This is a genomic window from Novosphingobium taihuense, assembly GCF_007830315.1.
In the GTDB taxonomy this organism is placed as follows: Bacteria; Pseudomonadota; Alphaproteobacteria; order Sphingomonadales; family Sphingomonadaceae; genus Novosphingobium; species Novosphingobium taihuense.
The window spans coordinates 1-21,375 of record NZ_VLKJ01000017.1 but is presented as its reverse complement, the minus strand read 5'-3'; the positions used below and the strand labels follow the sequence as shown (position 1 = coordinate 21,375).

The window sequence follows — 21,375 nt, the reverse complement described above, 5'->3', positions numbered from 1 at the left end:
CACGGGGCGCAAGGCGTGGCGCGTCACCTAGGGGGCGCGAGGCGGGTGGTCAAGCCTTGGCGGAAGAACGGTTCAGGCGGTTCGCCAGTTGGCGCAGCGTCAGGCCTGAAAGCGGGTCGCGCCAATGCGGGGCAATGCGTGCGGCGGGGCCAAGCACAAAGCCACGCTTGCGAAACTCCCGGTGCGGCACGGTCAGCACAGCGTCGGCCCAGCAACCGCCCGACCACAGCACTATATCAAGATCGAGCGTACGCGATCGCCAGCGCTGGCCCTGCCGCCTGCGGCCGAACCAGCATTCTACATCCTGCAGCAGATCGAGCAGTTCCAGAGGTTCAAGCGAGGTGGAGATCACCGCCGCGCCATTCGCATACTCGCGCTGCGATGGCCCCACCGGACGGCTGCGAATAACCGGCGCAACGGCCTCAACCTCCAGCCCAAGTCTCACCAGTTCGGCAATTGCCGCGCCCAGAATCGCTCTTGGCCCACCATGGCGCGGGTCGCGCTGGTTCGAACCCAGTGCGATCAGGTAGCGATGCTCGCTCAGATGTCTTCTGCCAGACGGCCGTAAAGCTGCGGGCGACGGTCGCGGAAGAAACCCATGCCCGCGCGGTGCGTAGCGGCGCGCTGCAGATCGATCTTTGCGTGAAGCACACCTGTCTCGCCCGCGCCAAACTCGGCAAGGTAATCGCCCCATTCGTCAGAGATGAAGCTGTGGCCGTAGAAGCGCTGGCCATCTTCCATACCGATCCGGTTCGCCGCGATCACCGGCATGCAGTTCGATACCGCATGCCCGATCATCGCGCGGCGCCACATCCGGCTCGTGTCGAGATCGGCGTCATAGGGTTCGCTGCCGATGGCCGTGGGATAGAACAGCAGTTCAGCCCCCATCAGCGCCATGGCGCGCGCGCATTCGGGATACCACTGGTCCCAGCATACCCCCACGCCGATGCGCGTGCCGAATACGTCCCACACCTTGAAACCCGTGTTACCGGGGCGGAAGTAGTACTTCTCCTCGTAGCCGGGGCCGTCGGGGATATGGCTCTTGCGATAGATGCCCATGACCTCGCCATCGGGGCCGATCATCGCCAGCGTGTTGTAATAGTGATGCCCGTCGCGCTCGAAGAAGCTGGTCGGGATGGCGATGCGGTGGGCCTTAGCGAGCTTCCGCATCTCGCGCACCGACGGGTCCGCATCCAGCGGATAGGCCATCGCGAACAGCGCCTCGTCCTCGACCTTGCAGAAATAGGGACCGGCGAACAGTTCGGGCGGAAGCACGATCTGCACACCACCGCGCGCGGCCTCTTCGACCAGCGCGGCGGTGGCAGCGATATTCTCGGCCTCGCCACCGGGAAGGGCGAGTTGCAGGGCGGCGACGGAAATGGTGCTCATGGCCCGGACCTAAGCGCCCTGCCCCTGCAATTCAACCGTCGCCGCGCCCGGTCACATCATGGCCGCTTGCGGAACAATAGCGTCATGCGGTCGCTCTCACCGATGGCCTGCAGCTTTGCCTTGGTGGCAGCGTCAGGATTTCCGCCAAGCTGCGGCGGCAGGGTCCACACGCCATCCGGCCAGTTCGCGGGGTCCTTCGGGTTGGCATTTGCCTCACTCTTGCCGACATAAGTGAAGCCGTTCACTTCCATGAACTTGATCACGTCTGCCTCTCGCAGATAACCCTTCGATCCATCCGTGAAGGAATAGGGCGCGTCGGGCTTTGCGCGATGCTGCTCGATGCCGATCATGCCATCGGGCTTCAAAAGTTCACGCATCTGCTTGATCTCGTGCGCGGCGAGGTTCCAGCGCAGGAGGTTGTGCATCATGCGCATGACAAGGATGCGGTCGAAGGTGCCCTTTTCGCCTTCAGGCAGCACGTCGAGTGTGAAGGCAGAGAATTTTTCGGCTGGCTGGCCCGACCATTCGGCCACTTCCGCAGGATACTTGGTCGCCCCCTCTCGGATGCCGGCCTTCATCTTGTCGCCGAATGCGCTGGATGTCGGGTCGAAATAGAGGCCGACCAGCTTCCCCTTGGGTCCAAGGTAAAGCCCGAGCAGGCGCGAATACCAGCCGCCTCCCGGAGCATACTCACCAACCTTCATCGTTGGCGAGACCTGGAAGAAGCTGAGCGTTTCGGCCGGCTTGCGATAGACGTCGCGGGCGCGATCCTTGTCACGCAGCGGATCGGCAACGGCTGCGGCAAGAGCGGGATCGACGGTGGCCGAAGCAGTCTTCGCAGTCTCTGCCAGTACCGGGGTGGCAAGGCTGCATCCGGCAACCGCGGCAAGCAGGGCAAGGCTCATTCGACGCATTGAGGGGCGCATTTGGGGATTCTCCTTGGGGCCGATGACAAGCGGGGGAGGGATGCCTATCTCTGGCGCAATTCAGGAGAATATAGCGCATGAGCGAACAAGCAACGGCCATCCTCGCAGGTGGATGCTTCTGGTGCACCGAAGCAGTGTTCCGCGACGTCATCGGCGTGAGCAATGTCGAGAGCGGTTACATCGGCGGCACGGTCGACAATCCGACTTACAAGCAGGTCTGTTCGGGCACGACCGGCCATGCGGAAGCTATCCGCGTGTCGTTCAATCCCGAAACGATCAGCCTCGACCAGATCCTCGACATCTTCCTCGCCACCCACGATCCGACGCAACTCAACCGGCAGGGCAACGACATCGGCACGCAGTACCGCTCGGCCATGTTCCCGGCGGACGAAGAGCAGAAGGCCGCGATGGAAGCTGCAATCGAACGCGCCCAGCCCGATTGGCCGAAGCCCATCGTCACCACGATCGAGCCGATGGCCACCTGGTATCCGGCGGAGGACTACCATCAGGAATACTGGGAAGGCGAAGGCCAGCGGAACCCCTATTGCCTCGCCGTGATCCCGCCCAAGCTGATGAAGCTGCGCAAGAGCTTTGCGAACAAGGTGAAGGCTTAGGTTTTCAGCGCGGCGAGGGTTATGCGCTGGTAGATGCGCTGGAGGACAGACAAGTCTTCCAGCGCCACCGCCTCGTCCTTCTTGTGCATCGTGGCGTTGCACAGGCCGAATTCCACCACCGGACACACCGCGCGCAGGAACCTTGCGTCCGACGTTCCGCCGCTGGTCGATAGCTCCGGATCAAGACCGGTCTCGGCCTTCACCGCCTCGGCGATCAGCGTCGAATAATCACCGGGCAGGGTGATGAAGCTCTCGCCCGAAATCACCGCACGGACCTCGCCCTTGTGGCGGCGCGCAACGTCCTCGACCATCGCGACCAACCCTGCCCCGGTATGCCGGTCATTGAAGCGGATCGAAATGCGCGCCCGCGCCTCGGCGGGAATCACGTTGGTTGCCTTGTTGCCCACATCGAGGTCGGTGATCTCGAGGTTGGACGGCTGGAACCACTCGGTTCCGTCATCCAGCACCAGCGCATCCAGATCGGCCAGCAGCGCGATCAGCCGCGGGATCGGGTTGTCGGCAAGGTGCGGGTAGGCCACGTGCCCCTGCGCACCCTTGCAGTTGATCCACATATTGACCGAGCCGCGACGGCCGATCTTCACCATGTCGCCCAGCCGGTTGACCGAGGTCGGCTCGCCCACGAGGCACAGGTCCGGCTCGGCCTTCATCTCGCGGATCAGCTCGATCAGCGGCACTGTGCCGTAGCGCGCGGGGCCTTCCTCGTCGCCGGTGATGATGAAGCTCAGCGTCCCTGCTTCCGCAGGCACCTCTGCCGCCGCCGCGACCATTGAGGCAATCGAGCCCTTCATGTCCACTGCACCGCGCCCATAGAGCAGTTCGCCCCGACGCTCGGCCTTGAACGGACCCGTCGTCCAGCCCTCGCCCGGCGGCACGACATCAAGGTGCCCTGCAAAGGCAAAATGACGCGAGCCTTCAGGACCCCGACGGATCGCGAACATGTTCTCCACCGGACCGTCAGGCGCTTCGCCCGCAATGAAGCGGTGGATCTCGAAACCCAGCGGCTTCAGCATGGCCTCGAAGCAATCGAACACCGCGCCGGTGGCAGGCGTGACGCTCTCGCAATCGATCAGCCGTTCGGCAAGGACAACGGGATCAAGTGTCATGCGCGGGCGGGCTCCTCGAACTGTTCGATGGTCCAGTCCTCGTTCTCGGCAGCCTCGATCCAGGCCTGCATCCAGTCGTGGGTCCAGACCGCTTCCATGTAGGTCATGGCAAAGCCGGGCACAGGCACCCCATAGGTCATGAAGCGCGAGACGACCGGCGCATAGATGATGTCGGCGGCGCAGAACGTGCCGAACAGGAACGGCCCGCCCTTGCCGAACCGCGCCCGCGCCTCGGCCCAGAGCGAGAGGATGCGCACGATGTCGGCACGGACCTCGGCGCTGATCTCCACGCCTTCCACACGCTTGCGGATGTTCATCGGCAGGCTGCGGCGCAGTGGCAGATAGCTCGAATGCATCTCAGCCACCATCGAGCGGGCCATGGCGCGCGCGGTATCGTCCTTGGGCCAGAAGCGGTCACGCCCGACCTTGTCGGCAAGGTAGTCTATGATCGCAAGGCTGTCCCACACCACCGGAGCATCGGGGCCATCGCCATCCCACAGGATCGGCACCTTGCCCGAGGACGGCGCCAGATCGTCGGTGCGGCGCAGGTGATCCCATTCCTCGCCATAGAGCGGGACGGTAATCTCCTCGAAATGCAGGCCCGATTGCTTTGCGGCCAACCAGCCGCGCAAGGACCAGCTGGAATAGTTCTTGTTACCGATGATCAGCTTCATCGCACTCGCCCCGTTGCCGTGAGGGCTGCGACTATACGTTCAGGTTTGCCGTGTCGACCATGAACAGACTTGCAGTGGTCCTGCACTCCTCAACTCCACGTCATCCCGGCGAAGGCCGGGACCCATGACGATGGCCTGCAAACGCAACGGCAGAGCAAAACGCGAGCGATCGGGCCCCGGCCTGCGCCGGGGTGACGGCAAGCGGGACGAAGCTGTGTGCTTAAACCAGCGAATCCTGCAGCACCGCCGCGCGCAGATCCTCGATCCCCATCTTCTTTTCCGACGAGGTGACGATGATCTCGGGGTAGGCAGCGGTCCGCTTGCGCGCGGCGGCGATGGTGGCAGCGGTCACCGCCTCAAGCTCGCTCGCCTTGATCTTGTCCGCCTTGGTCAGGACCACGCGATAGCCGACGCCCGCTTCATCGAGCATCTGCATCATGTCCTCGTCGACCGGCTTCACCCCGTGGCGGCTGTCGATCAGCAGCAGGGTGCGCTTGAGCACGACGCGGCCGCGCAGGAAATCGCGTACCAGCCGCCGCCAGTTTTCGACCACCTTGGGCGGAGCCTTGGCAAAGCCGTAGCCGGGCATGTCGACTAGGCGCAGGCGGGTAGGCTCGCCCACTTCGAAGTAGTTCAGCTCCTGCGTGCGCCCCGGCGTCACCGACGTGCGCGCAATCGACTTCCGCCCCGTCAGCGCGTTGAGCAGCGACGACTTGCCGACGTTCGAGCGGCCCGCAAAGGCAATCTCGGGCACGTCGGGATCGGGCAGGAACTTCAGCGCAGGGGCCGACTTGATGAACTCGACGCGCCCCGCAAAAAGGAGGCGCGCCTGTTCGACCAGTTCGGCGTGGGCAGCTTGTTCTTCAGGTGTCACCGCGTTTTCGGCTTCCGGTTGGCAGCCGACTTCTGCTCGCGCGTGACCACACGGTCGACGTCGAGCTGGTCCTTGTCGGCCTGGGCCTTCAATTGCGGATGCTTGCTATAGAGATACTTCTGCTGCGCGATGGTGAGCAGGTTCGAGGTGATCCAGTAGATCAGCAGGCCAGCCGCGAACGGCGCCATAACGAACATCATCATCCACGGCATGATCGCGAAGACCTGCTGCTGCGCCGGGTCCATTGCCGCCGGTTGCAGCTTGAACTGCAGCCACATGGTGATGCCAAGCAGGATCGCCAGAATGCCGATGGCAAGGAAGCTTGGCGGCGTGAACGGCAGCAGGCCGAACAGGTTCAGCACATGCAGCGGATCGGGCGCGGACAGGTCCTTGATCCACAGCGCGAAGGGCTGATGACGCATTTCGATGGTCAGCGTCAGCACCTTGTAGAGCGCAAAGAACACCGGAATCTGCAGGAACATGGGCAGACAGCCGGCGAGAGGATTGACCTTCTCCGTCTTGTACAGCTCCATGATCTTCTGCTGCTGCGTCTGCTTGTCGTCCTTGTAGCGCTCCTGCAGCGCCTTCATCTTGGGCTGCAGCGCGCGCATGGCGGCCATGGAGGCGAACTGGCGCTGGGCAATCGGGAACATCACGCCGCGCACGATCAGCGTCAGCAGGATGATCGCCACGCCGAAGTTCTTGACCAGCTTGAACAGCGAATCGAGCAGCCAGAAGATCGGCTTCTCGAACCAGCGGAACCAGCCCCAGTCGATCGACAGGCTGAAGTTGGTGACGCCCGCCTTCTCGTACTTCTCGAGAACCGCGTTTTCCTTGCCGCCGGCAAACAGGCGCACGGACTGTTCCTGCGCCCTGCCCGGTGCAATCGACACGCTCGGATAGATCAGGTCGGCACGGAACACGCCGTTGCCGAGCGAACGGAACGCCGCTTCGGTCTTGACCTTGCCATCGGGAATCAGCGCCGAGAGCCAGTAGATGTCGGTAAAGCCGATCCAGTTGGCCGCACCTTTCAGCGCGATGGCCTGACCCGGAGCCTCGGTGACGGTCGAATAGTTGTTGTCGAAGGTCACCGAGCCATCAAGCGCGGCAATCGGCCCCGAATGCAGCTGCCAGGTATCGAGGCTGGCGGTCTTTTCGGTGCGGTTGACCAGCGCGAAAGGCTTGACCACCACCGGGGTTGCACCGGTGTTCGCCACGCTCTGCGTTGCGGTGATCATGTAGTCGGTGTCGATCGCATAGCGGATCGCAAAGGTCTGGCCGGTGGGGTTGGTCCAGCGCAGCGTGACCGGAGTCTGCGGCGTCAGCTTGGCGCCATCGGCAGTCCACATCGTGTTGGCATCGGGCGCGGCAATGCCTTCGCCGACCCAGCCGATCTGGGCAAAATGCTGCGCAGGCGTTCCGGCGGGCGAGAACAGGCGGACCGGCGCACTATTCTTGTCCACGGCTTCGCGGTGACGGACGAGCGACACGTCATCGAGCAGCGCACCCTTGAGGTTGATCGAACCCTTGAGGCCCGGCGCATCGATCGGCACGCGGTGACCGGCGGCAAGCTCCTGCGCCAGGTCCTTCTTTTCCAGTGCGACGTCAGCCGCATTCTGCAGACCGCCTTCGCGGGTCGGCTTTGGCGTGGCTGTGCTGGCAGGAGCTGTCGCTGCAACCTGCGGCTTGACCGCAGGCTCGGGATAGAACCAGCGCATGGCCGCTTCCCAGCCGATCAGCAGCAGGCCGGTAAGGACCACTGCCATGATGACATTGCGCTGATTCTGCACCGTGTTAGCGTCCTGTAAGTCTGTGCCCACACCGGGCGGTCTTGAAGTCGATTGGTTCAGGGAACGGGATCATAACCGTGCCCACCCCACGGATGGCAGCGCAATAGCCGCTTCGCCGCAAGCCAGCCACCCTTAATCGCGCCGTGCTTTTCCAGCGCTTCGATCGCATATTGCGAGCACGAAGGGCTGTAGCGGCACGAGGGCGGAAGTACGCGTGAGGGGCCAAGCTGCCAGCCCCGCGCGATAAGGATCATCAGCCGCTTCACTTGCCCCTGCCGTGGTTCGCGCGAGCGCCACCGCGCTTCCTTGGCGGATCGCCCTTGCCCTCGGCAGCGCGTGAAAGTGCAACGGCCAGCTCGTCGCGCAGCAGGGCGAAATCGCGCTCCACCCCGCCTTCGCGGCCGATCATCACATGGTCTGCGCCGGGGATGCCGCCCGTCGGCAGGGCCTCGCGCAGCAGGGCGCGGAAGCGGCGCTTCATCCGGTTGCGGACGACCGCGTTGCCGATCTTCTTGGTGACGGTAACGCCAAAGCGCAGGTCGGCTTCCTCAGCCGAAACGACGTCGCGGTTCACCAACAGCACGAATCCGGGCCTTGCGACCCGGATTCCGCGGTTGGCAGCAACGAAGTCTGCCCGTTTCCGGATGGTGGCGATTCGGGTCATCCCCGCCTTCGCCGGAACCGGATCTATGCTGGAAGGCTTAGGCCGACAGCTTCTTGCGACCGCGCGCGCGGCGGGCGGCAAGAACCTTGCGACCGCCGACAGTGGCGGTGCGGGCGCGGAAGCCGTGACGGCGGGCACGCACGAGGTTGCTGGGCTGGAAAGTGCGCTTCATGGCTTTTCTCTTCTATATCGAATCTGTGGACGGGCGTTCGCCTTGGAAAGCAAAGCGCCGGAATCAGGGGGTGGCCGATAGGCGAAGGGGACAATTGCGTCAACCCTGCAGGCAAAGCGACAATAGCTTCAATACGTTGCCCCGTCCTCACTATGCGGTTAGGCACGCGCGATGAAAAGGGAAACCGAATCCCGGGCACCTCAAGCACGCTTGCACTGGTGGCAGAGGGCCCCGCGCGTCCCCACGCTGGCACTGTTCGCCGTCGTGGCACTGGCACTGCTCGGCACATTCGCGCTGATCATCGCCACTGTCGAGGCTGAGCGCACGCAACGCGCACAGGCCGCGCGGACCAGCGCGATCCTCGCCTCGCTCGACGAGATCGTGCGCGCAACAATCAGCGGCGAGACCGGCCAGCGCGGCTATTTCATCACCAGCGACACCCGATATCTTGCGCCGTTCCGCGATGGCCAGATCCGCTACGTGGCCGAACTCGCCAAATTGCGGCGGCAGATGGGCGATGCCCTGCCCCAAGATCAGGCAGAGTTGCTTGGCGATATCGCGCGACTGGGTGATGCCAAGTGGGCCGAGATGGCAGGCGTCGTCGCTCTCGTCGAAGAGCGCCGCATTCCCGATGCCCATGCGCGGCTGCTGTCGGACGAAGGCCAGTTGGCCATGGACGGATTGCGCAAGGCCGTGGCCAGGCTCGAGACGATCGAGCGGGCGCGGCTGGATGAGGCGGTGGAACGGGCAGCGTCATCCGAAGCGCGCATACTGCCCTCGCTGGCCGCCCTGTTCGTGGTGATCGTCTGCGCACTCGCGCTCGGGCTGTGGCAGGCGATTCGCAAGGCCGAGGCCGAAGCCCTGGCAGAAGGCGCTGCCGCGATTTCCGAAGCGCGGGACCGGGCTGACCTTCTCGCCAAGGAGCTCAACCACCGCGTGAAGAACCTCTTCGCGGTGATCCTCGCCATCGTGAAGATGAGCGCGCGCGGTGATACCGCAGCCGCGCCCGCGGTCGACCGCATCGCCAAACGCATCCACGCGCTGGTGACGGCGCACGAGGTTACCCAAGGCGCGGGCAAGGATCAGACAGTCGATTTTGCCGAACTGATCGGCAAGGTGATCGCGCCCTATCGTTCCTCGACCGAACGCTGCGAACTCGAAGGTGGCGAACTGACTCTGCCGGGCCGCCACGCAGTCCCGCTCGGACTGGTCCTGCACGAACTGGCGACCAACGCGGTTAAATACGGCGCGTGGTCGGCACCGGGCGGCTTGTTGCGTATTCGCTGGGAGCGCGAAGGAACACGCGCCAAGGTCATCTGGGAAGAGATCGGGACGACCGGATCGTCCGCGCAGGCCGAACCGGGCCGCGAGGGCTTCGGCTCCGCGCTGATCCGCTCCTCCGAACGACAGCTCGGCGGCACGATCGCGCGCCGCTTCGAGGCGAGCGGGATCGTCGTTGAGATGGACTTCACGCTGGAGGGCGGAGAGGCCTGAAAACGACCAACTGCCTCCCCGCCAATTCCAGCATTACCCGTGCTTCGATTCCCGCAAGGGCGTGACCATGCCCGGCGTAATGAAGCCTAGCGGTCCCGGATTCATGGCGCGCTTCTTTAGCTCGCCTTTCATCCGCCCGTACTCTTCTTCCATCTGCTCAGTCACCGTGGCGCGCGATGCTTCCAGCGCCTTGGCAAAGTCCTCGGCGTTGACCTGATCGACATTGCCGCCCGCGCGCCGAATGGCGTTGAGGCCTGCACGACGCACCACGTCTTCCAGATCGGCGCCGGTAAAGCGCTCGGTCTCCCTCGCAATCCGCGCCAGATCCACATCGCCTGCCAGCGGCATGTTGCGGGTGTGGATGCCCAGGATGTGCTGGCGGCCTTCCATGCTCGGCGTGCCGACATAGATCAGCTCGTCGAAGCGACCGGGACGCAGCAGCGCCGGATCGACAAGGTTGGGCCGGTTGGTCGCGCCGATCAGCACCACAGACTGCAGTTCTTCCAGCCCGTCCATCTCGGCAAGGATGGTGTTCACCACCCGCGCCGTGACGTTCGGCTCGCCCTGCCCGCTGCCGCGCGCAGGAACCAGACTGTCGATCTCGTCGATAAACACCACGCAGGGCGCCACTTGCCGCGCGCGGGCGAACAGCCGTGCAATCTGCTGCTCGCTCTCGCCATACCATTTGCTCAACAGGTCCGACGACTTGATCGCGATGAAGTTGGCCTCCGCCTCCTTCGCCACGGCCTTGGCCAGCAGGGTCTTGCCTGTGCCCGGCGGGCCATAGAGCAGGAATCCCTTGGCCGGACGGATGCCGAGGCGGTGGAAGGCCTCGGGGTTCTTCAGCGGCAGTTCAACGCCTTCGCGCAGCTTGTCCTGCGCATCGTCGAGCCCGCCAATGTCGGCCCAACCGATCGTCGGCGCCTGAACCATGACTTCACGCATCGCCGAAGGCTGCACGCGCTTGAGCGCCTGCAGGAAGTCGTCACGCTCCACGCGCAGATTGTCGAGCACGTCCTGCGGGATCGTCTGCTGCTCGAAATCGAGCTGCGGCATGATCCGGCGCACCGCCTCGATCGCCGCCTCGCGTGCCAATGCCGCAAGGTCGGCACCAACAAAGCCATGCGTCGTGCGCGCCAGTTCCTGCAGGTCGACGTCCTCGGCAAGCGGCATGCCGCGAGTGTGGATGCCGATGATTTCACGACGGCCAGACTCGTCCGGCACGCCCACCACGATCTCGCGGTCGAACCGGCCCGGACGGCGCAGCGCCTCGTCGATGGCATCGGGCCGGTTGGTCGCGGCAATGACGACGAGGTTGGACCGGCTGTGCAGTCCGTCCATCAGCGTCAGCAGCTGGGCTACCAGCCGCTTTTCCGCCTCGCCATGCACTTCGCTGCGCTTGGGCGCGATCGAATCGATCTCGTCGATGAAGACGATCGACGGAGCGTTCTGGGTCGCCTCCTCGAAAACCTCGCGCAGCCGCTTCTCGCTCTCGCCATAAGCCGATCCCATGATCTCGGGGCCGTTGATGGTGAAGAACGAGGCGTCACTCTCGTTCGCAACGGCGCGCGCAAGGCGTGTCTTGCCGGTCCCCGGCGGACCGTGAAGCAGCACGCCCTTGGGCGGATCGACGCCCAGTCGGGTGAACAGCTCGGGGTATCGCAGCGGCAGTTCTACCATCTCGCGCAACTGGCGAATGGTATCGCCCATGCCGCCCACGTCGTCATAGTTGACGTCGGCGCGGCTCGATCGCGGCTCCTCGTACTCGGGCCGCAGTTCGACTTCGGTGTTCTCGTCGATATGCACCACGCCCTTGGGTGTAGTGGCCACCACGGTCAGGCGGATCTGCGTCAGCGCGAACGCCGGAGCATTGAGCATCTGGCGCAGCTGTGGCGGCATGTCGGACCGGCTGACCTGCTGCTGCCCGGCCGTCGCCACCAGATCGCCGGTGACCAGCGGACGCCCGGCAAAGTTGCGCTTCAGGGCAGCCGCCGGTCCCTGAAGGCGCAAATCCTTCTGGGCAGGCGCAAAGACCACGCGCTGGGCGGGGCGGGAATCGATCTTGCGCACCTCGACATGCTCGCCCGAACCGACATCGGCATTGGCGCGCTGCAACCCGTCGAGCCGGATCAGTTCGAGCCCTTCGTCCTCGGGATAGGGCTGGATCACGCGCGCTGCGGTAGAGCGCTTGCCGACGATCTCGATCACGTCGCCCTCGGTCACACCGAGCTGCGACATCACGTGCCTGCTGATGCGGGCAATGCCGTGGCCGCTTTCTTCCTGACGCGCGCCCGCCACCTGCAGGCGCACATTGCGCCCCTCGGTCCGGGCTTCGGTTGCCGCATCTGCCATGGTTGGTGAAATCCCCTTGGATGATAGACGATTTCCGATGTGGGAACCGCCGCGCGGGATTTCAAACGCGGAACCGCCGCGATGGTTGCGACAAGCCTTGATGCACGCCTGCACGCCGCTCTCCCGCGCCAGTCAGCCAAGGGCGTGGTGCACTCTGCGAGTTCGACAGACAAAAAAAGACCCGGCAGTTACCCGCCGGGTCGGAAAGTTTTGGGAGAGGATGCCTGAAAGGCAGGATCTGTATGCATTGCACCCAGGAATTGTGCAATTGCGAAATGATCTGATGCGGTTGTATTTTTTGCAACTTGCGCTTTAAGGCAATGAAACTTCTTACTTTATTGATTGTTTCAATCGCAACAAGACGTGTCCGTTTCGTTGCCAATGGTTTGCAGCGCTAGGTTGCGAATCAGGATGGTGCGTCGCACAAGCCGATTCTGTACACAGTCAGCGCGCGCACCCCTGCTGCACGTCCGTCCCGATCCGCCGGGTTACGGAAAGCGGATATTCGGTATCCGACATGCCGTCCGAACAGGCACCGGAACGGACCTCCAGTGTAAGGGGCCGCCCTTCAAGCAGCCCATCGAGGATCGCCGCGCCGTCTTTGTCGACACGGCTGACGGGCAGCGATATCCCGTCCGGCTGCTCTGGCGTCGACCAGGTCAGCATCTTGCCCTCGACCTTTGCTGACCAGAACGGTTCCGTGCCGATGGCCCTGAAGGAGGCGGGGACAGCCACCGCGGATGCCGCCGCGCCCGCGTCGGCAACCGTCGCAGTCGGCTCAGGCGCTTCCGTGGCCGCAGCGCTCTGCGAAGCTGCGTCAGTCGGCTCCACCGGCGAAGGCTTGGCACAACTGGCCAGCAGCGCCATCGCAAGGGTCAGAGAGGGCAGGAAGCGGAAGGATCGGGATAGGGGCATGGACATGTCCATACCCTCTGCCGCGCCATCCGTCGCGCCAAGTGTCAATGCGCCAGCAGCAACGGTATCTGCGACCGGTCGAGCATTTCGCGCGATACGCCGCCCATCAGCAGTTCGCGCAGCCGGCTATGGCCGAACAGGCCCATCACGATCAGCCCCACCCCAAGCTGGCGCGCACACTCCTCGATGGTGAAGGCGATCGAGCCGTTGCGCTCCTGCTCATGCACTTCGGCATGGATGCCATGGCGCGAAAGGTAGCAGGCTGCGTCGGTTGCCGGGAAGGTGTCGCTCTTCTCACGCACCGTCAGGATATGCACCGCAGGGGCCATGGCCAGCAGCGGCAGGGCAGCGCGCAGGGCGTTGGCCGATTCGTGCCCGCCGTCCCATGCGATCAGCACCGGCTGGTCAAATGCGGGTGCCTTGATCCCGCGCGGCACGGCCAGCACCGGGCTGCGCACGCCGAGCACCAGTTCCTCAAGCGTGGGATCGTCAAGGCTCGCCACCAGCACATCGGCAAAGCGCGCCGCTGCGGCCGCAGCCTCGACGCGCCCATTGTCGTCGATCTCGACATCGAACGGCACGTCCTGTGGCGCCAACCGCGCGTCGAGTTCAGCCGCGAACTGCTCGTCCCGCTCGCGTGCCTCGTTGATTGCGGCGGCAGAAAGCGCCGCGCCGCCGAACGGCTCCCATGCCGCCATCTGCGCAAATGGCGTGGCAACCTGAAAGGTCACATGGCCTCTCATCGCTCGTGCCAGCGCCAGCGCGCTTTCGACACGATCATCAAGCGATTCGGACTTTTCGACCGGGCAAAGAATGGAGCGCATCGGGATCCTCCTGTCTTTTCAATATGCCGATCGTGCTGCCGGATCGCTCGCCCCGCCATGACCTGCGTCAAATCGATTGGCCAAAATCGCAGGCTTGCCCGATTTCATCAGGCGGTTAAGGCTCGGGCGGCACAAGCACGGGAGTTTCGATGGCCTACGCAGCGGTGATTTTCGATTTCGGCGGCGTGATCACGTCCTCACCGTTCGAGGCCTTCAACCGGCTCGAGTCGGAGCGCTGCCTGCCGAAGGATTTCATCCGCTCGGTCAACGCCCGCAATGGCGACAGCAACGCCTGGGCCCTGTTCGAGCGCGCCGAGATCGACAGCGCCACCTTCGACACGATGTTCCGCGCCGAAGCGAAAGCCCTCGGCCATGATCTCGAGGGCGCCTCGGTCCTCGCCGTCCTGGCAGGCGCCGTCCGACCGGCCATGGTCTCCGCGCTCGACCGGCTCAAGTCCGATGGCTATCGCCTCGGCTGCATCACCAACAACGTCCCAGCAGGCCACGGCGCCGGAATGGCCCGCAGCGCCGATGCCCATGACGAACTGGAGCAGATCTTCGCCCGCTTCGAACACGTGATCGAGAGCAGCAAGGCCGGCGTGCGCAAGCCTGATCCGCGTATCTACCTGATGATGTGCGAAGCGCTGGGCCTCGCGCCCGATCAATGCGTCTATCTCGACGACCTCGGCATCAACTGCAAACCCGCAGCCGCCCTCGGCATGAAGGCGATCAAGGTGACGAGCGGCGAACAGGCGCTGGCAGACCTTGGCACAGTGCTAGGCCTCACGTTCTAGGACTCGATCCGCAACTCCCCTGCGCGCCGGAACAGTTCGAGCACCAGCGGATCGCTCTCCGTCCGGCGGATCGCCGCTTCAAACTGGATCGTCCGGTCTGGTCGAGGCAGCACTTCGGCCAGGGCACCGCTCTCCAGCATCTGCCGCACCATCGGCTCGGGCAGCACCGCAGCCCCGCCCCCGCCACTCACGATGTCTATCAGGGTACGCACGTTGTTGCAGGTGCCAAGCGAGCGCGGAACGATCCCGTGCGCCGAGAGCGAACCCACCGTCACGCCATGCAGCGGCGAGTGATCGGGGATCGACCAGACCGGCAGCGATTGGTCAAAGCCTCCCGCCCGAACGGTCGCCGCACTCGCCACCCAGACCAGCCCCACCGCGCCGATCGGGGCCGTCCGGATGCCGGGGCTCGCCACCGGCCCCGCCAGAAACGCCAGATCGATCGTCCCGCCGAGCAACTGCTGGAACATGCGCGCAGTCAGGTCCAGCTCAAGCTCGAGCGTAACCCCCGGCAGTTCCCGCTCCACCGCATGGACGAAACCCGGCAGGCACGACGCCGCAGCAATCTCGCCACTGCCGATGCGCACCACGCCGGTCGCACCTTCGAAGCCCGAGGCCGTCAGCAGTGCCTTTTCGAATCCGGCCCACAGCGGCTCGCATTCCTGCACAAGCCGCCTTCCCCTTGCGGTGAGCACCATGTTACGCCCTTCCCTGCGGAACACGGCAATGCCAAGCTGGTCCTCGATCTCGCGCACGCGGGCCGAGATTGCGGGCTGAGTGGTGTTGAGCCGCTCGGCCGCCGCACGGAACGTTCCCAGCCGGGCGATCCACAGCAAGGTTTCGAGGTGATAGAGAGCAATGCGCTTCATTGATCAGAGACTGTTATCGATTGCGATAAAAAACAATCGCTCTTTTCAATTTGTCGCCTGTGCTAAGCGCGTCAGCGAAAAGGGAGAGTCCTGAATGTCGAAGAAGCTCTATCCGGATGCCACCGCTGCGCTCGATGGCCTGCTGCGCGATGGCCTGCTGATTGCCTGCGGTGGTTTCGGCCTCTGCGGCATTCCTGAACGCCTGCTCGATGCAGTGCGCGATTCGGGCGTGAAGGACCTGACCTTTGCTTCCAACAACGCCGGGATCGACAACGAAGGCATCGGCAAGCTGCTGCGTACGCGGCAGGTCAGCAAGATGATCTCGTCCTATGTGGGCGAGAACAAGGAATTCGAACGCCAGTACCTTTCCGGTGAGCTTGAGGTCGAATTCTGCCCCCAAGGCACGCTCGCCGAACGCATGCGCGCTGGTGGCGCGGGCATCCCCGGCTTCTACACCAAGACTGGCGTCGGCACGCTCGTGGCCGAGGGCAAGGAAACGAAGATATTTGACGGGCAGGAATACGTCCTCGAACGCGGCATTTTCGCAGACCTCGCGCTGGTCAAGGCGTGGAAGGCGGACGAAACCGGCAACGTCGTATTCCGCAAGACCGCGCGCAACTTCAACGTGCCCGCCGCAACCTGCGGCAAGGTCTGCGTCGTCGAAGTCGAGGAAATCGTGCCAGCAGGTTCGCTCGATCCTGACAGCATCCACCTGCCCGGCGTCTACGTGCAGCGCATGATCGTCGGCGCGCCCTACGACAAGAAGATCGAATTCCGCACCGTGCGCGAGCGGGAAGCCGCGTGATCCGGCGCGCGCTGCCCCTGCTGGCGGCGCTGGCAGCAACGCAGCTTTCAAGCTGCGTTGCTGCGGCCATCGCGCCGCTTGCGGCAACCGGTGCGCTCGGCACCAAGGCGGCCAAGGGCAAGAAGAAGCCCTCTGCGGCAAAGCCTGCGACAACCCCGGAAGTGACGGTGGGCCAGGGCATTTCGGCAACTCCACCGCTGCTGGCTCCGGCACCCCCGGCGGCTGAGCCGGTCGCGCCCGCAGAACCTGCCATCACCCAAGCCGCAGGCAATCCTGCCGCGCCGGAAGCATCCGCAGATGATCCTTACGCGGCCATGGCCAGTTACGTTCTGACGCAGGCGGAGACGGGCAGGACCAGCAAGGCGCGCACCTCCGCCCTGCTCGACCAGCGCAGCCTGATTCAGGTTCCGAAGATGCGCGCCTGCAAGGACCAGCGCGGGGCGGTGCTGATCGATCTCGATCCGGGCGACAAGGCTTTCGACCTCGACGATCCTCCCTCGCCCGCGCCAGGCCTTGCCGCGCACCTGCGGCAGATTCGCGGCACCGGGACAGCGGTGGTTTGGGTGGCCATGCTGCCGGAAAGCAATGCCAAGCGCCTCGGCACGCTCCTCAAGGCAACCGGGCTCGATCCGCTCGGCATCGACCGTGTCATGCTGCTTGGCCCGCACGAAACGCGCAAGCAGGAGATTCTCGATCGCGCCGACGAGGACTGGTGCGTCCTGGCCATCGCGGGCGATCGCAAGGCTGATTTCGACGAGGTCTTCGATTACCTGCGCAACCCCGACGGTCCCGTCGCGATCGCGCTCGAACAGTTCATCGGCGCAGGCTGGTTCCTTGCGCCGCCCCCCATCAAGTGATCCGATACGAAAGAGCAGACCATGACCACGCATGACGGGCTGAAGACCGGCTGGAGCCGCGACGAAATGGCAGCACGCGCTGCGCGCGAACTGCAGGACGGCTATTACGTGAACCTCGGCATCGGAATCCCGACGCTGGTCGCCAACCACGTGCCTCAAGGCATGACCGTGACGCTCCAGTCTGAAAACGGCATGCTCGGCATCGGCCCCTTCCCCTATGCGGGTGAGGAGGACGCTGACCTGATCAACGCGGGCAAGCAGACCATCAGCGAACTGCCGCACTCGGCCTACTTCGACAGCGCGCAGTCATTCGCCATGATCCGTGGCGGCAAGATCGACCTGACCGTGCTGGGCGCGATGGAAGTGGCCGAGAACGGCGACATCGCCAACTGGATGATTCCCGGCAAGATGATCAAGGGCATGGGCGGCGCGATGGACCTCGTCGCAGGCGTCAAGAAGATCATCGTGGTGATGGAACACTGCGCCAAGAACGGCGATCCTAAGTTCATCCCTGCCTGCACCCTGCCGCTGACCGGCAAGGGCGTGGTCGACATGATCGTCACCGACCTTGCGGTTTTCCAGCGTCCGGACCACAACTCGCCCTTCAGGCTGATCGAATGCGCACCGGGCGTTTCCGCAGAAGAAGTCCGCGCACGGACGACGGCGCACTATACTGAATAAGCGAATGAGGAGATTCCGGTGAGCTATGTCCTGATCACGGCAAACCGGAACTACTCGAGCTGGTCCTTGCGCCCGTGGGTTCTGATGAAGGCCCTCGGCATTGCCTTCGCTGATCGGGTCGAGCCTTTCACCAAGCCCTCCAACTACGACGAATTCCGCGCCTTCTCGCCCACCGGGCAGGTGCCGGTACTGCTCGATGGCACGCGCACGGTTTGGGATTCGCTGGGCATCGCGCTCTACCTTGCCGAGCGACACGAAGGCGTCTGGCCTGTCGATGAAGCGGCGCGCGCCTTCGCAACGTGCGCCGTCACCGAGATGCACGGCGGCTTCTCCGCGCTTCGCAATGATTGCACGATGAACGTCGGCGTGCGGGTCAAGCCCCGCCCCATGCGGCCCGCTCTGGTGCGTGACGTGGCCCGTGTGCGGGAGATTTTCGAGGAAGGGCTGACGCGCTTTGGCGGCCCGTGGCTGGCGGGCCCCGCCTTCACCGCGCTCGACGCCTTCTTCGCCCCCGTCGCTTTCCGCATTCGCACCTATGGGCTCGCCGTCGGCAAGGGACAGGCATGGGTAGACCATATGCTGGCCCATCCGGCGATTCAGCAGTGGGAAGCCGAAGCGCTGGACGAAGCATGGCGCGAGGAAGGCCACGAGGCCGAGCTGGCCGAATGTGGCGAGATCACCGCTGACTACCGCCGCGCCTGATCGGCAGCCCCTACCTTCCCACGAGTCAATTGCGCAAAAAGAAAGGCTGGTCCGAAGACCAGCCTTGGAAAGTTTGGGAGAGGATGCCTGAAAGGCCTGTCCTATGTGCGGTTCCGGGCCCGATTCTGCAAGTGCGAAGGACGGATTTGCAGTTGCATGGCATGCAACTCAATCGGCAACGATCCACCTCACCGTGTTGACGTGATAGCTGGGCACTGCTGTGCCGGACTGGTCCCTCGCAGGCTCGAAGCGGGCGCGCTTCATCAACAGTTCGCACGTGAGTTCCTTGAACTCGGGCGATTGGGTGGCAACCTGAATCCGGCAGAGCGTCGGCGCCCCGCTTGCGTCAATCATCAGCCTGAAGCTGACCAGGGCCTGCTCGTTCTTGCGTAGCGCCTTCTTCGGATAATCGGACGACTTCAGCCACTTGCTCGGAGACGTCAGAGGAGCAGGAAGGCTGGCGAGATTTTGCTGCTGGCCCGGATCGAGCCCCCACAGCTTGACGAGATCCGCAGTGCAGGTCCTCATTCCAGCCAGTGCCGAAGTCATCGCTCCCAGCCTGAAGGTCAGGTCCTCCGACCTTCTCTTGATCCGCAACTCGCGAATTTTCGCAACTTCGGCTGCAGTCGCAAGCGGATGGGCCTCTTCTGTCTCGCGGTTGAGCAAGTCGAGCGGCCCGAGCACCACTACCGGCTCGCCAGCCGTATTCGTGCCTCGCATCAGACCCACCTTCGTCTGCAGAGTCAGTTCCGGACCGAAGCCCACGTCGGCATCGCTGCCGGTCTTTCCCAGCCGCTCCGTCCCCTTCCCTGCCAGGGTGATGTGGTAGACGTCGCCCGGCGCGAACTGATCAAGCATGACCATGATCTTGTCGCCGTCGGCACCGAACTCCCGGCCCAGGCGGCAGCTGTCATCGGCATAGTGCACGATCCATGGAGTGCGAGACGACAGCACATCGGACGTGGAGGCGAGCAGGTGCTGCGCGATCGCTGCCGTCGCGAAGATGGCGGGAAGAGCGCTCAACGTTCGGAAAGTCTTGTACATGTACAGTAGCTTAGGGACGAACGGCAGAAACAGAAAGCCCCGCTCTCGCGAGCAGGGCCTTTAACCCATATGGAGTGTTTCCCCGGGGAAACACTCCAACATGGCGTTGTACTTTGGGTCCGGTTCAGAGCTTGCCGGTGAGTTCCGGGACGAGCGTGAACAGGTCGCCGACGAGGCCGATGTCTGCCACCTGGAAGATCGGGGCGTCCTCGTCCTTGTTGATGGCGATGATGGTCTTGGAGTCCTTCATGCCGGCAAGGTGCTGGATCGCGCCCGAGATGCCGACCGCGATGTAGACTTCCGGAGCGACGATCTTGCCGGTCTGGCCGACCTGGTAGTCGTTGGGCACGTAGCCTGCGTCGACTGCTGCGCGCGATGCGCCGATGCCTGCGTTCAGCTTGTCGGCCAGCGGGGTGATCACTGCCTCGAAGGTGGCAGCGTCCTTCAGCGCGCGGCCGCCCGAGACGATGATCTTGGCCGAGGTGAGTTCCGGGCGCTCGGACTTGGCGATCTCGGCGCTGACGAAAGTGCTGAGGCCGCTGTCTGCGGTAGCGGAGACAGCTTCGACGCTGGCTGATCCGCCGGTGGCAGCGGCCTTGGCAAAGGCAGTGCCGCGCACGGTGATCACCAGTTTGGCATCCGAGCTTTCGACCGTGGCGATGGCGTTGCCAGCGTAGATCGGACGGGTGAAGGTCTTGGGCCCTTCGACCGAGAGGATGTCCGAGACCTGCATCACGTCGAGCAGCGCGGCAACGCGCGGGGCGACGTTCTTGCCGGTGGTGGTAGCGGGCGCGACGAAGGCGTCGTAATCGGCCATCAGGCCTGCGACGAGCGGCGCGACGTTTTCAGCGAGCGCGTTGGCGAGCGCTGCGTCATCGGCCTTGAGCACCTTGGCGACGCCTGCGATCTGCGCGGCGGCACTTGCAGCGGCATCGCAGTTGGCGCCTGCGACCAGCGCGGTCACTTCGCCCAGTTGCGATGCGGCAGTGACGGCAGCGAGGGTGGCGTCCTTGACCGACGCGTTGTCGTGTTCGACGAGAACGAGAACATTGGCCATGTCAGGCTACTCCCATTTCCTTGAGCTTGGCGACCAGCGTGTCGACATCGGGCACCTTGATGCCGGCCGAGCGCACCGGCGGTTCGCTGACCTTGAGCGTCTTGAGGCGCGGTGCGATGTCCACGCCGTAGTCGGCGGGCGTCTTGTTGGCCAGCGGCTTGGACTTGGCCTTCATGATGTTGGGCAGCGAGGCATAGCGCGGCTCGTTGAGGCGCAGGTCGGTGGTGACCACCGCAGGCAGCGCCAGCTTCACGGTCTGCAGGCCGCCGTCGATCTCGCGCTTGACGACGACCGCGTCGCCCTCGACCGAGACTTCGTTGGCGAAGGTGCCCTGCGGGCGGCCGAGCAGCGCGGCGACCATCTGGCCGACCTGGTTGCTGTCATCGTCGATCGCCTGCTTGCCGGTGATGATCAGAGCGGGCTGCTCCTCGTCGGCAATCCCCTTGATGATCTTGGCCACAGCCAGCGGCTCGACCTCGGTGCCATCGTCAACCTGCACCAGCACCGCCCGGTCAGCACCCATCGCCAGCGCCGTGCGCAGAGTTTCCTGCGATTTCGCAACGCCCACCGACACCGCCACGATCTCGGTCACCACGCCCTTTTCCTTCAGGCGAATGGCTTCCTCGACCGCGATCTCGTCAAACGGGTTCATGCTCATCTTCACGTTCGCAAGATCAACACCACTCCCGTCCGCCTTCACCCGAGGCTTCACGTTGTAGTCAATCACCCGCTTCACGCAGACCAGGGCTTTCAT

General features: G+C 64.2%; 24 protein-coding genes. 7 read left to right on the top strand and 17 right to left on the bottom strand.

Annotated elements, in window-relative coordinates:
- Positions 1–49 precede the first annotated feature (49 nt).
- Genes folK through IQ25_RS19610 form a run of 3 tightly spaced genes read right to left on the bottom strand, consistent with a single transcriptional unit; the run spans position 50 to position 2,303 of the window.
- Positions 50–517 (bottom strand): 2-amino-4-hydroxy-6-hydroxymethyldihydropteridine diphosphokinase, encoded by a 468-nt coding sequence (gene folK, locus IQ25_RS19620; RefSeq protein WP_338112234.1) that lies wholly within the window; start codon positions 515–517, stop codon positions 50–52.
- A gap of 23 nt (positions 518–540) precedes the next feature.
- Positions 541–1,389 (bottom strand): N-carbamoylputrescine amidase, encoded by an 849-nt coding sequence (gene aguB, locus IQ25_RS19615; RefSeq protein ID WP_144907978.1) that lies wholly within the window; start codon positions 1,387–1,389, stop codon positions 541–543.
- Between the two features lie 56 nt (positions 1,390–1,445).
- The gene (locus tag IQ25_RS19610; RefSeq protein ID WP_144907977.1) at positions 1,446–2,303 is read right to left on the bottom strand and encodes a class I SAM-dependent methyltransferase; all 858 of its coding nucleotides are present in this window, start codon (positions 2,301–2,303) and stop codon (positions 1,446–1,448) included.
- 89 nt (positions 2,304–2,392) lie between these two features.
- On the opposite strand from IQ25_RS19610, the gene msrA reads away from it, so the two are divergent.
- Positions 2,393–2,929 (top strand): peptide-methionine (S)-S-oxide reductase MsrA, encoded by a 537-nt coding sequence (gene msrA / locus IQ25_RS19605; protein ID WP_144907976.1) that lies wholly within the window; start codon positions 2,393–2,395, stop codon positions 2,927–2,929.
- On the opposite strand, the gene dapE is transcribed toward msrA, so the two are convergent.
- The 7 genes from dapE to rpmH all read right to left on the bottom strand — a co-directional run bounded on the left by dapE (position 2,926) and on the right by rpmH (position 8,227).
- Positions 2,926–4,053, bottom strand: a complete 1,128-nt coding sequence (gene dapE, locus IQ25_RS19600) for a succinyl-diaminopimelate desuccinylase (RefSeq protein WP_144907975.1) — start codon at positions 4,051–4,053, stop codon at positions 2,926–2,928. The genes msrA and dapE overlap by 4 nt on opposite strands.
- Positions 4,050–4,727: a glutathione S-transferase family protein gene (locus IQ25_RS19595; RefSeq protein WP_144907974.1), complete on the bottom strand. Its 678-nt coding sequence runs from the start codon at positions 4,725–4,727 to the stop codon at positions 4,050–4,052. Before IQ25_RS19595 ends, dapE begins: the two co-directional genes overlap by 4 nt.
- 220 nt (positions 4,728–4,947) lie before the next feature.
- Positions 4,948–5,601: a ribosome biogenesis GTP-binding protein YihA/YsxC gene (gene yihA, locus IQ25_RS19590; RefSeq protein WP_144907973.1), complete on the bottom strand. Its 654-nt coding sequence runs from the start codon at positions 5,599–5,601 to the stop codon at positions 4,948–4,950.
- Positions 5,598–7,391, bottom strand: a complete 1,794-nt coding sequence (gene yidC, locus IQ25_RS19585; protein WP_144907972.1) for a membrane protein insertase YidC — start codon at positions 7,389–7,391, stop codon at positions 5,598–5,600. The genes yihA and yidC overlap by 4 nt, the downstream gene beginning before the upstream one ends.
- A 56-nt stretch (positions 7,392–7,447) precedes the next feature.
- Positions 7,448–7,645, bottom strand: a complete 198-nt coding sequence (gene yidD, locus IQ25_RS19580; protein WP_220094568.1) for a membrane protein insertion efficiency factor YidD — start codon at positions 7,643–7,645, stop codon at positions 7,448–7,450.
- 8 nt (positions 7,646–7,653) lie between these two features.
- Positions 7,654–8,055, bottom strand: coding sequence for a ribonuclease P protein component (gene rnpA, locus IQ25_RS19575; RefSeq protein ID WP_144907970.1), 402 nt, complete (start codon positions 8,053–8,055; stop codon positions 7,654–7,656).
- 37 nt (positions 8,056–8,092) lie between these two features.
- Complete coding sequence (gene rpmH, locus IQ25_RS19570) at positions 8,093–8,227, bottom strand: 50S ribosomal protein L34 (protein WP_039336437.1); 135 nt, start codon at positions 8,225–8,227, stop codon at positions 8,093–8,095.
- 171 nt (positions 8,228–8,398) lie between these two features.
- Between rpmH and IQ25_RS19565 the strand changes: the two genes are divergently transcribed.
- Positions 8,399–9,721, top strand: a complete 1,323-nt coding sequence (locus IQ25_RS19565; protein WP_144907969.1) for a sensor histidine kinase — start codon at positions 8,399–8,401, stop codon at positions 9,719–9,721.
- 33 nt (positions 9,722–9,754) lie between these two features.
- Here the strand turns inward: IQ25_RS19565 and IQ25_RS19560 are convergent, their stop codons facing one another.
- The 3 genes from IQ25_RS19560 to IQ25_RS19550 all read right to left on the bottom strand — a co-directional run bounded on the left by IQ25_RS19560 (position 9,755) and on the right by IQ25_RS19550 (position 13,812).
- The gene (locus tag IQ25_RS19560) at positions 9,755–12,073 is read right to left on the bottom strand and encodes a CDC48 family AAA ATPase (RefSeq protein WP_144907968.1); all 2,319 of its coding nucleotides are present in this window, start codon (positions 12,071–12,073) and stop codon (positions 9,755–9,757) included.
- A 444-nt stretch (positions 12,074–12,517) separates the two neighbouring features.
- Positions 12,518–12,994 carry a COG3650 family protein gene (locus IQ25_RS19555; protein WP_144907967.1) on the bottom strand — a complete coding sequence of 159 codons (477 nt, stop codon included), beginning with the start codon at positions 12,992–12,994 and terminating at the stop codon, positions 12,518–12,520.
- A 38-nt stretch (positions 12,995–13,032) separates the two neighbouring features.
- Positions 13,033–13,812: a universal stress protein gene (locus IQ25_RS19550; RefSeq protein ID WP_144907966.1), complete on the bottom strand. Its 780-nt coding sequence runs from the start codon at positions 13,810–13,812 to the stop codon at positions 13,033–13,035.
- 149 nt (positions 13,813–13,961) lie between these two features.
- Here IQ25_RS19550 and IQ25_RS19545 point away from each other — a divergent pair, with 149 nt between their 5' ends.
- Positions 13,962–14,606, top strand: coding sequence for an HAD-IA family hydrolase (locus IQ25_RS19545; protein ID WP_144907965.1), 645 nt, complete (start codon positions 13,962–13,964; stop codon positions 14,604–14,606).
- On the opposite strand, the gene IQ25_RS19540 is transcribed toward IQ25_RS19545, so the two are convergent.
- On the bottom strand, positions 14,603–15,475 hold the full coding sequence (locus IQ25_RS19540) for a LysR family transcriptional regulator (protein WP_144907964.1): 873 nt from the start codon (positions 15,473–15,475) through the stop codon (positions 14,603–14,605). The genes IQ25_RS19545 and IQ25_RS19540 overlap by 4 nt on opposite strands.
- Positions 15,476–15,569: 94 nt before the next feature.
- Between IQ25_RS19540 and IQ25_RS19535 the strand changes: the two genes are divergently transcribed.
- Genes IQ25_RS19535 through IQ25_RS19520 form a run of 4 tightly spaced genes read left to right on the top strand, consistent with a single transcriptional unit; the run spans position 15,570 to position 18,520 of the window.
- The gene (locus IQ25_RS19535; RefSeq protein ID WP_144907963.1) at positions 15,570–16,280 is read left to right on the top strand and encodes a CoA transferase subunit A; all 711 of its coding nucleotides are present in this window, start codon (positions 15,570–15,572) and stop codon (positions 16,278–16,280) included.
- Positions 16,277–17,137 carry a hypothetical protein gene (locus tag IQ25_RS19530; RefSeq protein ID WP_144907962.1) on the top strand — a complete coding sequence of 287 codons (861 nt, stop codon included), beginning with the start codon at positions 16,277–16,279 and terminating at the stop codon, positions 17,135–17,137. Before IQ25_RS19535 ends, IQ25_RS19530 begins: the two co-directional genes overlap by 4 nt.
- A gap of 21 nt (positions 17,138–17,158) precedes the next feature.
- A complete protein-coding gene (locus IQ25_RS19525; protein WP_144907961.1) occupies positions 17,159–17,818 on the top strand; it encodes a CoA transferase subunit B in 660 nt (219 codons plus the stop codon).
- Positions 17,819–17,836: 18 nt separating this feature from the next.
- A complete protein-coding gene (locus tag IQ25_RS19520) occupies positions 17,837–18,520 on the top strand; it encodes a glutathione S-transferase family protein (protein WP_144907960.1) in 684 nt (227 codons plus the stop codon).
- A 168-nt stretch (positions 18,521–18,688) separates the two neighbouring features.
- Here the strand turns inward: IQ25_RS19520 and IQ25_RS19515 are convergent, their stop codons facing one another.
- The 3 genes from IQ25_RS19515 to IQ25_RS19505 all read right to left on the bottom strand — a co-directional run.
- Positions 18,689–19,543: an energy transducer TonB gene (locus tag IQ25_RS19515; RefSeq protein WP_158637808.1), complete on the bottom strand. Its 855-nt coding sequence runs from the start codon at positions 19,541–19,543 to the stop codon at positions 18,689–18,691.
- Positions 19,544–19,688: 145 nt separating this feature from the next.
- Positions 19,689–20,621, bottom strand: coding sequence for an electron transfer flavoprotein subunit alpha/FixB family protein (locus tag IQ25_RS19510; RefSeq protein ID WP_144907818.1), 933 nt, complete (start codon positions 20,619–20,621; stop codon positions 19,689–19,691).
- Between the two features lies 1 nt (position 20,622).
- The coding region (locus IQ25_RS19505; protein ID WP_144907870.1) for an electron transfer flavoprotein subunit beta/FixA family protein at positions 20,623–21,375 on the bottom strand (753 nt) is incomplete at its 5' end.

What these genes read in the sequence shown, in the direction of transcription:
- aguB (WP_144907978.1), bottom strand. Translation starts at nt 1,389, where the DNA reads ATGAGCACCATTTCCGTCGCCGCCCTGCAACTCGCCCTTCCCGGTGGC.
- IQ25_RS19610 (WP_144907977.1), bottom strand. Translation starts at nt 2,303, where the DNA reads ATGCGTCGAATGAGCCTTGCCCTGCTTGCCGCGGTTGCCGGATGCAGC.
- msrA (WP_144907976.1), top strand. Translation starts at nt 2,393, where the DNA reads ATGAGCGAACAAGCAACGGCCATCCTCGCAGGTGGATGCTTCTGGTGC.
- dapE (WP_144907975.1), bottom strand. Translation starts at nt 4,053, where the DNA reads ATGACACTTGATCCCGTTGTCCTTGCCGAACGGCTGATCGATTGCGAG.
- IQ25_RS19595 (WP_144907974.1), bottom strand. Translation starts at nt 4,727, where the DNA reads ATGAAGCTGATCATCGGTAACAAGAACTATTCCAGCTGGTCCTTGCGC.
- yidD (WP_220094568.1), bottom strand. Translation starts at nt 7,645, where the DNA reads ATGATCCTTATCGCGCGGGGCTGGCAGCTTGGCCCCTCACGCGTACTT.
- rnpA (WP_144907970.1), bottom strand. Translation starts at nt 8,055, where the DNA reads ATGACCCGAATCGCCACCATCCGGAAACGGGCAGACTTCGTTGCTGCC.
- rpmH (WP_039336437.1), bottom strand. Translation starts at nt 8,227, where the DNA reads ATGAAGCGCACTTTCCAGCCCAGCAACCTCGTGCGTGCCCGCCGTCAC.
- IQ25_RS19565 (WP_144907969.1), top strand. Translation starts at nt 8,399, where the DNA reads ATGAAAAGGGAAACCGAATCCCGGGCACCTCAAGCACGCTTGCACTGG.
- IQ25_RS19560 (WP_144907968.1), bottom strand. Translation starts at nt 12,073, where the DNA reads ATGGCAGATGCGGCAACCGAAGCCCGGACCGAGGGGCGCAATGTGCGC.
- IQ25_RS19555 (WP_144907967.1), bottom strand. Translation starts at nt 12,994, where the DNA reads ATGTCCATGCCCCTATCCCGATCCTTCCGCTTCCTGCCCTCTCTGACC.
- IQ25_RS19550 (WP_144907966.1), bottom strand. Translation starts at nt 13,812, where the DNA reads ATGCGCTCCATTCTTTGCCCGGTCGAAAAGTCCGAATCGCTTGATGAT.
- IQ25_RS19545 (WP_144907965.1), top strand. Translation starts at nt 13,962, where the DNA reads ATGGCCTACGCAGCGGTGATTTTCGATTTCGGCGGCGTGATCACGTCC.
- IQ25_RS19540 (WP_144907964.1), bottom strand. Translation starts at nt 15,475, where the DNA reads ATGAAGCGCATTGCTCTCTATCACCTCGAAACCTTGCTGTGGATCGCC.
- IQ25_RS19535 (WP_144907963.1), top strand. Translation starts at nt 15,570, where the DNA reads ATGTCGAAGAAGCTCTATCCGGATGCCACCGCTGCGCTCGATGGCCTG.
- IQ25_RS19525 (WP_144907961.1), top strand. Translation starts at nt 17,159, where the DNA reads ATGACCACGCATGACGGGCTGAAGACCGGCTGGAGCCGCGACGAAATG.
- IQ25_RS19510 (WP_144907818.1), bottom strand. Translation starts at nt 20,621, where the DNA reads ATGGCCAATGTTCTCGTTCTCGTCGAACACGACAACGCGTCGGTCAAG.